Origin of the sequence: Mesorhizobium sp. M8A.F.Ca.ET.208.01.1.1 (assembly GCF_004791315.1) — a bacterium.
In the GTDB taxonomy this organism is placed as follows: Bacteria; Pseudomonadota; Alphaproteobacteria; order Rhizobiales; family Rhizobiaceae; genus Mesorhizobium.
Window position 1 is genome coordinate 1,463,563 of the sequence record NZ_SRUT01000001.1, and the last position, 13,161, is coordinate 1,476,723.

At 63.5% G+C, this 13,161-nt stretch carries 13 protein-coding genes and 1 pseudogene; 9 read left to right on the top strand and 5 right to left on the bottom strand.

Annotation, left to right across the window (positions count from 1 at the left end):
- The first annotated feature begins 74 nt into the window (after positions 1–74).
- Entirely contained in the window at positions 75–539 is a 465-nt protein-coding gene (gene rplM, locus EN851_RS07440) for a 50S ribosomal protein L13 (RefSeq protein ID WP_010915638.1), read from the top strand.
- 1 nt (position 540) lies between these two features.
- Positions 541–1,023, top strand: a complete 483-nt coding sequence (gene rpsI / locus EN851_RS07445; RefSeq protein ID WP_010915637.1) for a 30S ribosomal protein S9 — start codon at positions 541–543, stop codon at positions 1,021–1,023.
- Between the two features lie 145 nt (positions 1,024–1,168).
- Here rpsI and EN851_RS07450 read toward each other — a convergent pair whose 3' ends face one another.
- Positions 1,169–2,227 carry a glycerophosphodiester phosphodiesterase family protein gene (locus EN851_RS07450; protein ID WP_135915445.1) on the bottom strand — a complete coding sequence of 353 codons (1,059 nt, stop codon included), beginning with the start codon at positions 2,225–2,227 and terminating at the stop codon, positions 1,169–1,171.
- Positions 2,228–2,321: 94 nt separating this feature from the next.
- Complete coding sequence (locus EN851_RS07455) at positions 2,322–3,530, bottom strand: acyltransferase (protein WP_135928857.1); 1,209 nt, start codon at positions 3,528–3,530, stop codon at positions 2,322–2,324.
- A 123-nt stretch (positions 3,531–3,653) separates the two neighbouring features.
- Here EN851_RS07455 and speB point away from each other — a divergent pair, with 123 nt between their 5' ends.
- From speB to EN851_RS07470, 3 genes and pseudogenes are all read left to right on the top strand, one after another.
- A complete protein-coding gene (speB, locus tag EN851_RS07460; RefSeq protein ID WP_135928858.1) occupies positions 3,654–4,661 on the top strand; it encodes an agmatinase in 1,008 nt (335 codons plus the stop codon).
- 30 nt (positions 4,662–4,691) lie between these two features.
- Positions 4,692–5,618, top strand: a complete 927-nt coding sequence (gene argC / locus EN851_RS07465; RefSeq protein WP_135928859.1) for an N-acetyl-gamma-glutamyl-phosphate reductase — start codon at positions 4,692–4,694, stop codon at positions 5,616–5,618.
- A pseudogene (locus EN851_RS07470) lies at positions 5,615–5,812 on the top strand (aminoglycoside phosphotransferase family protein); the annotation flags it as partial. The gene argC and the pseudogene EN851_RS07470, both read left to right, overlap by 4 nt.
- A 49-nt stretch (positions 5,813–5,861) precedes the next feature.
- On the opposite strand, the gene EN851_RS07475 reads toward EN851_RS07470, so the two are convergent.
- Entirely contained in the window at positions 5,862–6,953 is a 1,092-nt protein-coding gene (locus EN851_RS07475; RefSeq protein ID WP_135928860.1) for a COX15/CtaA family protein, read from the bottom strand.
- Positions 6,954–7,107: 154 nt separating this feature from the next.
- On the opposite strand from EN851_RS07475, the gene EN851_RS07480 reads away from it, so the two are divergent.
- Positions 7,108–7,323: a DUF2842 domain-containing protein gene (locus EN851_RS07480; RefSeq protein ID WP_027143610.1), complete on the top strand. Its 216-nt coding sequence runs from the start codon at positions 7,108–7,110 to the stop codon at positions 7,321–7,323.
- A gap of 24 nt (positions 7,324–7,347) precedes the next feature.
- On the opposite strand, the gene EN851_RS07485 is transcribed toward EN851_RS07480, so the two are convergent.
- Positions 7,348–8,406, bottom strand: coding sequence for a polysaccharide deacetylase family protein (locus EN851_RS07485; RefSeq protein WP_135928861.1), 1,059 nt, complete (start codon positions 8,404–8,406; stop codon positions 7,348–7,350).
- 89 nt (positions 8,407–8,495) lie between these two features.
- Between EN851_RS07485 and EN851_RS07490 the strand changes: the two genes are divergently transcribed.
- A complete protein-coding gene (locus EN851_RS07490; protein ID WP_135915440.1) occupies positions 8,496–9,725 on the top strand; it encodes a GNAT family N-acetyltransferase in 1,230 nt (409 codons plus the stop codon).
- Positions 9,726–9,728: 3 nt separating this feature from the next.
- On the opposite strand, the gene EN851_RS07495 is transcribed toward EN851_RS07490, so the two are convergent.
- Positions 9,729–10,442 carry a GntR family transcriptional regulator gene (locus EN851_RS07495; RefSeq protein WP_127869609.1) on the bottom strand — a complete coding sequence of 238 codons (714 nt, stop codon included), beginning with the start codon at positions 10,440–10,442 and terminating at the stop codon, positions 9,729–9,731.
- A 264-nt stretch (positions 10,443–10,706) separates the two neighbouring features.
- Between EN851_RS07495 and EN851_RS07500 the strand changes: the two genes are divergently transcribed.
- Together EN851_RS07500 and EN851_RS07505 are read left to right on the top strand one after the other, a co-directional pair.
- Positions 10,707–11,792, top strand: a complete 1,086-nt coding sequence (locus EN851_RS07500) for an ABC transporter ATP-binding protein (protein ID WP_135928862.1) — start codon at positions 10,707–10,709, stop codon at positions 11,790–11,792.
- 55 nt (positions 11,793–11,847) lie between these two features.
- Positions 11,848–13,137, top strand: a complete 1,290-nt coding sequence (locus tag EN851_RS07505) for a PotD/PotF family extracellular solute-binding protein (RefSeq protein ID WP_127279658.1) — start codon at positions 11,848–11,850, stop codon at positions 13,135–13,137.
- The last annotated feature ends 24 nt before the right edge of the window (positions 13,138–13,161 follow it).

Here is a 13,161-nt window from a genome sequence, read left to right on the forward strand (position 1 = left end):
TGACAAGCGTCTTTCGCCAATCCAAGCAACAAGAAACGCCTTCCCCGTGAAGGTCAAAACCGAGAGCAGAAAACATGACAACCTTTTCGCAGAAGCCTGCGGATGTGGTGAAGAAGTGGATCCTGATCGACGCCGAGGGTCTCGTCGTCGGCCGTCTTGCCACTGTCATCGCCAATCATCTTCGCGGCAAGCACAAGCCGACCTTCACCCCGCATGTCGACGACGGCGACAATGTCATCGTCATCAATGCCGACAAGGTGGTGTTCACCGGCAAGAAGTTCACCGACAAGGTCTATTACTGGCACACCGGCCACCCCGGCGGCATCAAGGAGCGCACCGCGCGCCAGCTGCTCGAGGGCCGTTTCCCCGAGCGTGTCGTCGAGAAGGCCGTTGAGCGCATGGTTCCGCGTGGCCCGCTCGGCCGTCGCCAGATGAAGAACCTGCGCGTCTATGCAGGCGCGGAGCATCCGCATGTCGCCCAGCAGCCAGAAGTCCTCGACGTGGCCAAGCTGAATTCCAAGAACAAGAAGGTCGCATAAGATGGCTGAGCTTTCCTCGCTCGCAGAACTGGGCGCCGCCACCGGGAACACGAACACCCAGGCCGCGGCCCCCGTCCATGTCCAGAAGCTCGACAAGTCGGGCCGCGCCTATGCCACCGGCAAGCGCAAGAACGCCATCGCGCGCGTCTGGGTGAAGCCGGGTTCCGGCAAGATCGTCGTCAACGACAAGGAATTCGCGACCTATTTCGCGCGTCCGGTCCTGCAGATGATCCTCAACCAGCCGATCATCGCGTCCAACCGTTCGGGCCAGTACGACATTGTCGCCACCGTCGTCGGTGGCGGCCTCTCCGGCCAGGCCGGTGCCGTTCGTCACGGCATCTCCAAGGCGCTGACCTACTACGAGCCGGCGCTGCGTGCCGTGCTCAAGAAGGGTGGCTTCCTGACCCGCGACAGCCGCGTCGTCGAGCGCAAGAAGTACGGCAAGGCCAAGGCCCGTCGCTCCTTCCAGTTCTCGAAGCGCTAAGCGTTTCGAATTTCCGATATCAAAGGCCGCCTCCGGGCGGCCTTTGTTTTTCGGGCCGCAGATTTCAGTGATCGACAGGTTGTGGGACGGCGCCCCTCCGACCTGCCGGGCAACAGTCACGAGAGGGAGATCGGCAGCTTCAGCCCTAATTGATGCTGGCCGTATGCGCCGGTTCGGCCGGCCGCTTCTCGTCGGCATAAGGCACACGATAGCCGTTCGCCGCCAGCCAGGCGATCGCCGCCTTCGGCTCGTCGGTCTGGATGATGGTGGCGCCGCGATCGGCCCAGAAGCCCCAGGCTTCGCGCGGCGAGCTGGCCTGGACCGCCAGTTCGTCGCCGCGGCCGCCGGCGAGGAAGCCGCCCGGCTTGTTGACGATGGCATAGGTGTCGGCCCAAATATGCCAATCGCCCCTCACCGCCTCGGCGCGCATACGCGTGCTAAACAGCGGCCCGCCGGTTTCGGTCAACGTCTCCGCGCCCGCCCGCCAGTTGATCAGCTCGATCGCGCCCGGCGCGAAAGCGTGGTCGACCGTCGAGGCGAAGCCGGCATCATGCACGGCGTCATCGGCAATGATCGGCATGAACTGAAAGCCACCGCCTGCCGCGGCCATGGCGGCTTTCACCGTGATGATCCTGTTCTGGTTCCAAAGGTTTTCCTTGACGATGACCTGCTCGGCCATGCCGAGATCGCGAGCCACCGCGATCATGCCCGGGAGGTCGCCGACTTCGAGCTTGTTGTCGAGATTGATGAGGATTCTGTCCCTAGTCGTCATCAGCATTTCGCGCAATGTCGAGACGGTCTCGTTGGTGACGGCATGGGTGCCCTCGATCACCAGCCGGCATCTCTTCAATTCGGCCAGCGTGTAGTTGATGACTTCGCCCTTGCAGGTCGTCGTACGGTCGAGCCAGCTGTCATGCATGACGATGAGCTCGCCGTCCTTCGAGCGCCTGATGTCGACCTCGACGATTTCGGCGCCGATCGCGATCGAACCTTCAACCGCCGCGAGCGAGTTTTCCGCATAGAGCGTCTTGCCGGCCTGCATGCTGCCGGCTCTGTGCGCGGCCACCATGACATGGTCGCGCCACTGGTTGGCATGTTCGAAGCGGTCGAGGATCTGCCTGGCGCGTGTTTCGCCGGCCAAGGCCTGGCCGGCGGAGGCCGCCAGCGCGGTGGAAAGCAGAAGGTTCAGCCAGATCGTCCGCATCGAGAATCGCTCCTTGCCGGATCGAGCCGGGGATAGGCGACCTCGGTGACATCCAGGTGAACGAAGCCGGCTAGCGGTTGGCCGGCGATGCGGGTCAGATGCGTTTCGAGAGCCGGCGGAACCGGGCCATTGCAGGCATTTCGACCAGGCGCCATGTGATCCACGACACGGCGATGGTGGCGGCGAGCATGACGACGATCGCTACAGTCCCTGTCCAGCCGGGCCCAAAGCCTGTCGCGGGCCCGCCACGCAGCACGATGTCGCCAATCAAGCCGAGGCCGAGCTTGCGCTCGACGAGCCCGGCGACGTTGATCAGGCGCGCCTGGACGAAGATGTGGACCATGTAGATCGAATAGGACAGCGCGCCGAGCGTCAGCATGAAGGGCGTCCTGAGCAACGCGCTGATCCAGCCGCCTTCATGGGCGAACAGAAACAACGCCAGGGCGAACACCAGGGGCGCGGCGATGCCGAAATCATTGTCGCCCGCCAGCGAGACAAAAAGAACGATGACGGCCACCATGACGATTTCGGCAAGAGTCCAGCTCACCCGCGGGCCGTTTGTGACCAGGACCTGTCGCGCCCCTGCAATGGAATCATGCTGAAACCAGGCCAGCAGGGCGCCGAGCGAGAAGCCGTAGAGGCAGCGGATGAAGCCGAAATCGTAGGACACATCCATATGATGCGTGGAGAAACCGAGCAGGAACAGCGGCGCGGTGACGGCGGCGGCGACAAACCATATCCAGGCGCGTGCGCCGGCGATGAGGACCACGCCGGCAAACAGGAGATAGGCGAAAAACTCGGCCGAGATGCTCCAGCTTGGCGCATTCCACGTCAACCGATCCTCGAAGCCGACACCTTGCAGCAGAAGGAGATTGGCAGCCAGGCTCCTGAGGTCGAAGCCGCCGGTGAAGGGAGCGGCCCCCGTGCCATGCAATTGCGGCAGCATCAGCCGCAACAATTCGAAGGCGGCAAAGGCGGCAAGCATGACCAGATGCAGCGGATAGATGCGGCCGAGACGGACCAGGGCAAAGCGGGCGACCTCTTCCGGCCGGCTCAGCCGATTGGCATAGCTGGAGGCGATGACGAAGCCGGAAAGGACGAAGAAGAAGTCGACGAAAAGATAGGACGAACCGATAAAGCTGCTCTGCGAGATCACTGATGCGGTCGGGAAATGAAACAGCGCCACCAGCAACGCGCAGATGCCGCGCCACGAATCGAGAACCTGGAAGCGATCGCCGGCGATCGTGCCGGCGTGGGTCGACACCACGGCATCCGACGGATTAAGAAACGCGGTCTGCGTCATGATGATACAAATCCTGTCTTGCCGTGGCGCCCGGGCGGCGCGGTTTCGTCTCCCCAAGCTGTGACTGGCATCTTCCATGCCGGTTCTGTAGTTGTTGCACCCCGATGAAAACGAGGACCCGTAATGGCGACCAAGAACATCGACCATGCCTTCACCGCCCGCTCCAAAACGGGTGGCGCCCTTGAGCCGACCTATTCGGGCGCGCTGTCTTTCATGCGGCGCAAATACACCAAGGACGTGAAGGGCGCGGATGCGGTGGTGTGGGGCATTCCCTTCGACGCCGCCGTCACCAACCGGCCGGGTGCCCGGTTCGGGCCGCAGGCGATCCGCCGCGCCTCGGCGATCCTCGACAACGACCCGCAATACCCGTTTTCGCGCGATCTGTTCGAGCACCTCGCCGTGGTCGATTATGGCGACTGCCTCCTCGACTCGGGCAACCATCAGAAGACGCCCGGCACGATCGAGCGCGAAGCGGCCAAGATCCTGAAATCGGGCGCCTTCCTGCTGACGCTGGGCGGCGACCATTTCGTCACCTGGCCTCTGCTCAAGGCGCATGCCGCCATCCACGGACCGCTGGCCTTGGTGCAGTTCGACGCCCACCAGGACACATGGCCCGATGACGGCAAGCGCATCGACCACGGGTCCTTCGTCGGCCGAGCGGTCAAGGAAGGCATCATCGATCCCGACCGCTCGATCCAGATCGGCATCCGCACCCATGCGCCCGACACGTTCGGCATCAAGATTCTCTATGGCCATGAGATCGAGGAGATGCGCGCCTCCGACATCGCCTACGCCATCGTCGATCGCACCGGCGGCAAGAAGACCTATCTGACCTTCGATATCGACTGCCTCGATCCGGCCTATGCGCCTGGAACCGGCACGCCAGTTTCGGGCGGCCCGTCCTCGGCGAAGATCCTGTCGACGCTGCGTCAGCTCAACCAGGTCGATATCGTCGGCGCCGATGTCGTGGAGGTTGCGCCGGCCTATGATCACGCCGATATAACGGCGATCGCCGGTTCGATGGTGGCCATGCAGTATCTCGGCCTGCTGGCCGAGCGAAAGGCACGGCTCGAGGAGCTGAACACCGGCAACCACAATGGCGCCGCGGTCAACCACGGTAACGGCATATAGTCTTGGTATATCAGGGAATTTGATCAGGCAATGAAACCGAAAATCTTCATCGACGGCGAGCACGGCACCACCGGCCTCCAGATCCGGGCGCTGCTTGCCGAGCGCGGCGATCTGGAGATCATTTCCATTCCGGTCGAGCGTCGCAAGGAAACGGCCGCGCGCGCCGAATTCCTCAACGCCGCCGATGTCGCGATCCTCTGCTTGCCGGACGACGCCGCTAAGGAAAGCGTGTCGCTGATCGCCAACGACACCACCAAGGTGATCGATGCGTCGACCGCGCATCGCGTGGCCGAAGGCTGGGAATATGGCTTCGCCGAACTGGACAAGGAGCAGGCGAGGAAGATCGCCACGGCCAAGCGCGTCGCCAATCCCGGCTGCTGGCCGCAGGGACCGATAGCGACGCTCAGGCCGCTGGTCACCGCAGGCCTGCTGCCGGCCAATTTCCCGATCGCCGTCAACGGGATCACGGGTTATTCGGGCGGCGGGCGCCCGATGATCGAGGACTATGTCGCCAAGGGCGAGGACGCCTCGGAGTTCCTGCCCTATGGCCTGACCCTGCAGCACAAGCACGTGCCGGAATTGAAGGCCTATGCGAAGCTGTCGCATGATCCGATCATGCAGCCGGCGGTGGGCAATTTCGCCCAAGGCATGATCACGGTGGTGCCGTTGCAGCTCGGCGGCCTCGAACGCGTGCCGACGGGCGCCGAACTTCACGCCGCCATTGCGGACCATTTCGCCGCGATCAAGGGCGGTGTGGTCGAGGTGGCGCCCTATGCGCATCTGGAGCGCGTGCCGGACATCGACCCGGAGATCTACAATGGCACCAACCGCATGAAGGTCTATGTCTTTGCCAACGACAGCAGAGCCCAGGCGCTGCTGCTGGCGGTCTACGACAATCTCGGCAAGGGTGCCTCGGGCGCGGCCGTCCAGAACATGGACCTGATGCTCGGCCTGTGATGGACGCACCGGCCTTTCCAGCGCGCTGGCAAGTCAGCGAACCCGAACTCATTGCCGAAACCTTCTCGAGCCGCATCTGGAAGGTGCGGCGCGAGGACGGCTCACCGGCGATCGTGAAGGCGCTGAAGCCGTTCGACGACGTTGCCGACGAGTTGCGCGGCGAGCATTTCCTTGCCTGGCGGCGCGGCGAAGGCGGCGATAAGACGACGCAGTCCAACGAATTCTGGATGTGATCGGTCGCGCTCAGCGTCCGACGGCAATCTCGTTGGGCAAGGGATAAGCGCCCTTGGTGCCCCGCCAATGGGCGGCGGCAAAGCCCAGCACAACAAGCGCAAACGCCTGATGGGTCAGCGCCATATGCAGGGGCACCTGCATCAGCAGCGTGCCGATACCGATCGAAGCTTGCACCAATACCAGAACGAACAACAGCGTCGCGCGTCGCGCATGCGTCGAGCCTGGCAGCCGCCGACGCGTGGCGATCATGTGCCAGAGCGCGACGGCGAAGACCGTATAGGCGCCGAGCCGGTGGATGAACTGCACCGTCTTCGGGTTCTCGAAGACGTTGCGCCACGCCGGATCGAGGATGAGCAGATCGCCGGGAACGATCCTGCCGTCCATCAGCGGCCAGGTGTTGTAGCTCATGCCGGCGTCGAGACCGGCCACCAGACCGCCGAGATAAATCTGGATCAGCGCCAGAAGCACGATGAAACCGGCCAATCTCTGCGTCGAGCGATCGGCCGCAGGCTCGGAGTGAGGAGCGAGACCCCGCGCGACAACCATGGTCGCGGTGAAGATCAGGGCCGCCAGCGTCAAGTGCGTGGCGAGCCTGTACTGGCTCACCGACACGCGGTCGACCAGGCCGGAGGCCACCATCCACCAGCCGATGGCCCCCTGCAGCCCGCCGAGAAGCAGAATGCCGACCAGCTTCGGTCCAAGGCCGCGCTCGATGCGGCGCGTCGCCCAGAAGACCAGAAGCGGCAAGGCAAAGACCAGGCCGACACTGCGCGCGAGCAGGCGATGCGCCCATTCCCACCAGAAGATCGACTTGAACGCCTCGATGCTCATGTCCTTGTTGAGCTCTGTGTATTGCGGGATCTGCTGGTAGCGCTGGAATTCCTCCTGCCACTCGGCGTCGTTGAGCGGCGGGATGACGCCATGGATCGGCTGCCATTCGGTGATCGACAGGCCGGATTCGGTCAACCGCGTGGCGCCGCCAACCAGTACCAGCGCGAACAGCACGAGGAGCACGACGTACAGCCAGCCGCGCACGAGTACCCGGTTGTGCAGGTCGCGGTCGCGGGCCTGATAGGACGCGGCGGCGGTGATGGCGGCCATGGCTATATCCCGGCAGGTTGAATGTCGCGGATTGGTGAACCATCGCACTCCTGCTGGCAAGACCGCGCAGCGCGGCACGCCGTCGCGCCTGATGTGGTAGGTTGCGCGCGTCCCCGCGTTCGGCCTAAGCGGTAGCCATCAACGAGGCCAAGCCATGCCCATTCGACTGAAAAAGCTTATCGGAATGTTCCTGCTTTTGGCGCTGGTCATCATCTACGCGCTGGTCGCGTCGATCTTCGCGGTCGCCCGCCTGTCGGAGTCGGGCGCGCTGGTGCAATTCCTGTTCTTCCTGCTTAGCGGTCTGCTCTGGGTGCTGCCGGCGATGGGCATCATCAAATGGCTGATGCTGGAGCCGAGGGCCAAGCGCTGAGCCCAGCCCGGACCGGGCAGTCCGTCAGATCGTGACGAGCATCTTGCCGGCGTTGGCGAGCGGCGTCGTCACGCCCGACAGCATCGTGCGGATATGGTGCAGGCTCTGGTAGCGGCCATTGACCGAAATGCGCGGCAGGGCATGCAGGAAACCGGAATGTTCGGCGCGCAGCACGCCGTGGCGGGTGGTCACGGCGGAAGCATAGCCGGCGTCGCGCGCGAAGCCCACTTCGCGGCAACCGACGGCGCTGGCGTAGCCGTAGGGATAGGCGAAATGGCGGGGTTCCTCGCCAAGCTCAGTTCGCAGCATGTCGTTGACGGCGCCGATCTCGCGCCGCGCATCGGCCTCGGAAAGCCGCTTCAGATTGCTGTGGTTGACCGTATGGGCGCCCATCGTCACCAGCGGATGTGCGGCGACGGTACGGATCTCATCCCAGTTCATCAGCGTGCGCAGGCGTGGGGCGTCCGCGTCGACTCCATTCGAAGCGGCCAGATCGCGCAGCACGCTCCGCAGGTCCTCCTCGCCGACCTCGGTGGTAAAATAGGCATGCAGGCGGGCGATGGCCTGATGTTTCCTGACGGGGGTCGCGCAATCGATCACGGTCGGGCCGTTCGGTGTGGTCAGGGTCAGGCGATCGCAGGCATTGACGATATCCTCGACCACATCCCACCAAAGGTGGGCGGTGCCATCGATCAGCCCTGGAGCGACATAGATGGTGAGCGGCGCGCCATGCTTCTCCAGCACCGGCAAGGCCTCGGTCATGTTGTCGCGATAGGCATCGTCGGCGGTGATGGTGGCGAACCGGCCGCCCTTGCCGCCTGCCTTGATGCGCTCCACGGCTTCGTCCATCGAGACGAAGGCATAGCCGTCCGCTCTCATGTCGGCGATCACGGCATCGAGGAAACTGGGCGCGATGTTGAGGTGCCGGTTGACGCTGTCGGGCTTTTCGGGTGTCGCCGTCACGCGGTGCAGCATCAGGATGGCGCCGATGCCGCCGACAAACGGCCTGGCCAGCGGTGCGAGGCCGGTATAGCGGGCGACGTTGAGCGCCAGTTTCCGGATTGCCTCCCCACCGTCGATCATTCATTCACCTTTTGCGCCTAGGCTATCCAAGCACGGAATACGCCCGAGCGCCCCCCAAATCGGGATCAGTACGCCTTAAGGATTGAGGTATGGTTGACGCAACCGCGTCATTTGATGGCAAGCGGCTCGCGGCGATCCAGGCTTCATCACGCGCACTGCCCGGGCATACCGCGGGGCTGTCGGTTTCAGTTGCCGCCGCCGAAGGACTCGCGGCGTATGCGGCGTTCTGTCGTTCGGCACTTTATGCGCCGGCGCAAAGTGCGGCATGGGTCTTGACCTGGGCCGCCGAGGTCAAGCCCGATCTGCTCATCGCCACGCTCGAACTGGAGGGCAGGCCGGCTTTCGCAGTGGCGCTGGAGGTGGTCAAGCGCGGCCCGTTGCGGGTCGCCCAGTTCATGGGCGGCCGCCACGCCAATGGCAATTTCGCCGCCGCCGAACCGCAATGGCTGGCGAGCGGCGACATCACAGCCATCCGCTCAATGCTCGCGGCGATCGCCGGGTCCCGGCCCGATATTGATCTCATCGCGCTGGAAAGATTGCTGCCCGATCTCGACGGCATTGCCAATCCGCTGGCATCGCTCGATCATTTCGCCAGCCCCAATCTTTCGCTGGCCGTCGACCTCAGCGGTGGATTCGATGCGCTGCTGCTGCGTGCCAGCGGCAAGCGCAAACGCAAGAAGCATCGTTCGCAGACGCGCAAGTTCGAGGCCGTCGGCAGCCACCGGCGCATCGAGGCGCGCAGCGCCGACGAGGTGGAGAGGCTGCTCGACGCGTTCTTCGAGATGAAGGAACAGCGCTTCCGCAAGATGGGCATTGCCAACGTCTTCGGTGACGACCGGACACGCGCTTTCTTCCGGGGGCTGTTTACGCAAGCGCTTGCCGAGGACAAGCCTTGCTTCGTGCTGCATGGGCTGGAGGTCGCCGGCAAGTTGCGCGCCGTCACCGGATCGAGCCGCTCGGGCCGGCGCCTGATCTGCGAGTTCGGGGCGATCGCCGAGGATGAACTCGCCAACACCAGCCCGGGCGACTTCCTGTTCTTCGACAACATCCAGAACGCCTGCCAGAGCGGGTTCGCGGTCTATGATTTCTCCGTCGGAGACGAGCCCTACAAGCGGCTGTGGTGCGATATCGAAACGCAGCATTTCGAGGTCCTGGTTCCGCTGACGCTCAAGGGCCGTGCGCTGGGACAGGCACTTCGCCAGGGCGCGCGGCTGAAGGCCTTTGTCAAGAACAGCCCGACGATCTGGAAGCTAGCCAAGATGCTGCGCCGCAAGGCAGCCGGACAGACGCCCCCCCTTCCCACGGAAGACGAACACTAGACCTCAGAAATTGAGAGCCTCGCGGAGCGCTGGGCCTGCCCTGACGCGCAGATCGAGATCAGCCTCGATGTGGTCGATGTGGTGCAGCATCAAGCGGCTCACCAGCCCGGAGTCGCGGCTTTCCAGCGCACCGACAATACCCGTGTGCTCCGTGTGGCCGCAGGCCGATACGCCAGACCGTCCGTAAAGCGCAATGACAAGCGACGAGCGCGCAACCAGTTCCTCCATGAAGCGCTGCAGGATGGCATTGCCGGCGACCGAGGCGAGCAACAGATGGAAATCGCCGGACGCCTTGATTTCGGAACGCCGCGCCGTCGGACCGCGCTCGGCGATGAAGCGGCCCTCCTCGTCGAGTTGCGCCCTGAAGGCGACAATATCGGCTGATGTGACCCGCTCGCAGGCGGCAGTGGCAATGCCCGGCTCGATCAGCCGGCGCGAGGCGAACACCTGGCGCGCTTCCTCGGGCGATGGATTGGCAACGAAGGCGCCTCGATTGCGCTCGGTTCGCACCAGCCCTTCGAAAGACAGCATCTGCAGCGCCGCGCGAGCGACGGTGCGCGACACATCGAACAGCGTGCCGACCTCGCCTTCCGACAGCTTGGTTCCCGGCGCCAGCCTCCGGTCGACTATGGCGTCGCGCAGACTGTCGCGAATCGCCTGGGCGCGATCCTGGTTGGCGCTGTCTGCGGCGGAATAGACCTGATCGGTGATGTTCATGACGATGATGGTTCCCGCCCTCTTCTAACGCGAGTCCTCGCTCGTGCACGAGAGGCAAAGTGAACACGAAGTCGAAAAAGATTGCATACGATTTTTGTGCAGATCGCGCGCGATAGCCCATAATTTGTGCAATGCACAAAGTAGCCTCGAAGGTAGGCAACCGGCAAGAAGCCTGATTTCTTTAAACGATTCAAACGCTTGGCCCCACATCCCCAGGTTGGCACGCATGATGCTTTGGTTAATGCACCAAACGGGGAAGCCTGAATGTCCAAAGCCGCCGAGATCGACATCGTGTCCGTTTCGAAAGTCTATGGAACGACGACCGCCGTCGAGGACATCAGCCTGAAGATACCGGCGGGCACCTATTGCTGCCTGCTCGGCCCCTCCGGCTGCGGCAAGACCTCGACGCTGCGCATGATCGCCGGTCACGAAAGCATCTCGTCAGGCGACGTCCGGCTCGGCAACATTGTTGTCACCGACCTGCCGCCGGCAAAACGCGGCACGGCAATGATGTTCCAATCCTATGCACTGTTCCCGCATCTGGATCTCGTCGACAATGTCGCTTTCAGCCTAAAGATGAAGGGCGTCGACAAGGAACAGCGCCGTGCCAAGGCGCTCGACATGCTGAAGCTGATGCAGATGGAGGCCTATGCGACGCGTCGGCCCGCGCAGCTTTCCGGCGGCCAGCAGCAGCGCGTGGCGCTCGCCCGGGCTTTGATCACCGATCCGGAAGCACTGCTGCTCGACGAGCCGCTGTCGGCGCTCGACCCGTTCCTGAAGATCCGCATGCGCGCCGAGCTGAAGAAACTGCAGACCTCGCTCGGCATCACCTTCGTCCACGTCACTCACAGCCAGGAGGAGGCCATGGCCTTGGCGGACCTGATCGTGGTGATGAATGAGGGCCGTATCGAACAGGCTGCACCTCCGCGCGACGTGTTCGAACGGCCGGCCACGGCCTTCGTCGCGCGCTTCATGGGCGACCACAATGTCATCTCCGGCCGGGTCACCGGCGAGCATGACGGCATGGTCGTCTTCGACGTCAATGGCGGCGGCTCGCTCGCTGCCTGCGGTCACGGCCGAAAGCCGGGCGCGCCGATCGATATCGCCATCCGCACCGATCATGTGCGCATCGGCGACGCGCCTGCGCCCGGCCTCGGCTTCACCGGCATCGTCTCCAACATCGAGTATCGCGGCCATTCGGTAAAGCTGTCGGTCAACGGCGCCGGCATCGACGACTTCACGGTGATCGTCGACGATTCGGATTTCTTCGCAAAGCCTGCCGCCGTCGGCGACGCCGTGCCGCTCGCCTGGGACCGGCAAGACGCGGTCGTTCTTGGCCGTCTCAATTGATGACCGCCTTCACTCAACACTCAATGACCAAACCAAAACAAACAGGGGAATGAACATGACAAAGACGACTGAAACAAAAACGGGAATTTCGCGCCGCTCGCTGCTGAAGACGGGGGCTGCTGCCGTCGGCTTCGCCGCCGGTTCCGGCGTCATCACAGGCTTTCCGACCATCTGGGCGCAGTCCAACATCACGCTGCGCCAGTTCGGTACCGGCGTGTCGAACCTCAATGCCATCGCCGACAAGTGCAAGGCCGATCTCGGCATCACGCTGGAGATGACCGCGACCGATTCCGATGCCGCCGCCCAGCGCGCCGTGACCCAGCCCGACAGCTACGACATCGCCGACATCGAATACTGGATCTGCAAGAAGGTGTTCCCGAGCGGCGTGCTGCAGCCGATGGATGTCAGCAAGCTGAAATATTACGACGAACTGGTGCCGCTGTTCAAAACCGGCAAGCTGACGCCCGACAGCGTCATTGCCCAAGGCACGGCGCCGCACACGGTCGGCTTCGTCGAGGCGCAAGACAGCAAGACCTTCGCCAAGGCACCGACCAACTGGTTCACCATGGTGCCGACCATCTACAACGCCGACACGCTGGGCATCCGCCCCGACCTCGTTGGCCGCGACATCACCACCTGGGCCGACATCATGGACCCGGCCTTCAAGGGCAAGACCGCGATCCTCAACATCCCGTCCATCGGCATCATGGACGCTGCGATGATCATGGAAGCTACCGGCAACATCAAATATGCCGACAAGGGTAACATGACCAAGGACGAGATCGACAAGACGATCGACTTCCTGATCAAGGCCAAGCAAGCCGGCCAGTTCCGCGCCTTCTGGAAATCCTTCGACGAGAGCGTCAATCTGATGGCGTCGGGCGAGGTGGTGATCCAATCGATGTGGTCGCCGGCGGTGGCCGCCGTGCGCTCCAAGGGCATTCCCTGCCGCTTCCAGCCGCTCAAGGAAGGCTACCGCTCATGGGGCGGCGGCCTTGGCCTCGCCGCCCATCTCAAGGGCGCCGAGCTCGACGCCGCCTATGAATACATCAACTGGTACACTTCCGGCTGGGTCGGCGGCTATCTCAACCGCCAGGGCTACTACTCGGCCAACATGGTCTCGGCCAAGAAGTTCATGTCGGAGGACGAGTGGGGCTACTGGATCGAAGGCAAGCCGGCCAAGGGCGAGATCAAGGCGCCCGACGGCACCGTCATGGAAAAGGCCGGCGCCGTGCGTGACGGCGGCTCCTTCGAAGAGCGCATGGGCAAGGTCGCCTGCTGGAACTCGGTCATGGACGAGGATCGCTATATGGTGAAGCGCTGGAACGAGTTCATCGCGGCGTAAAGGGAACAAGCGCCCTCCTCTACC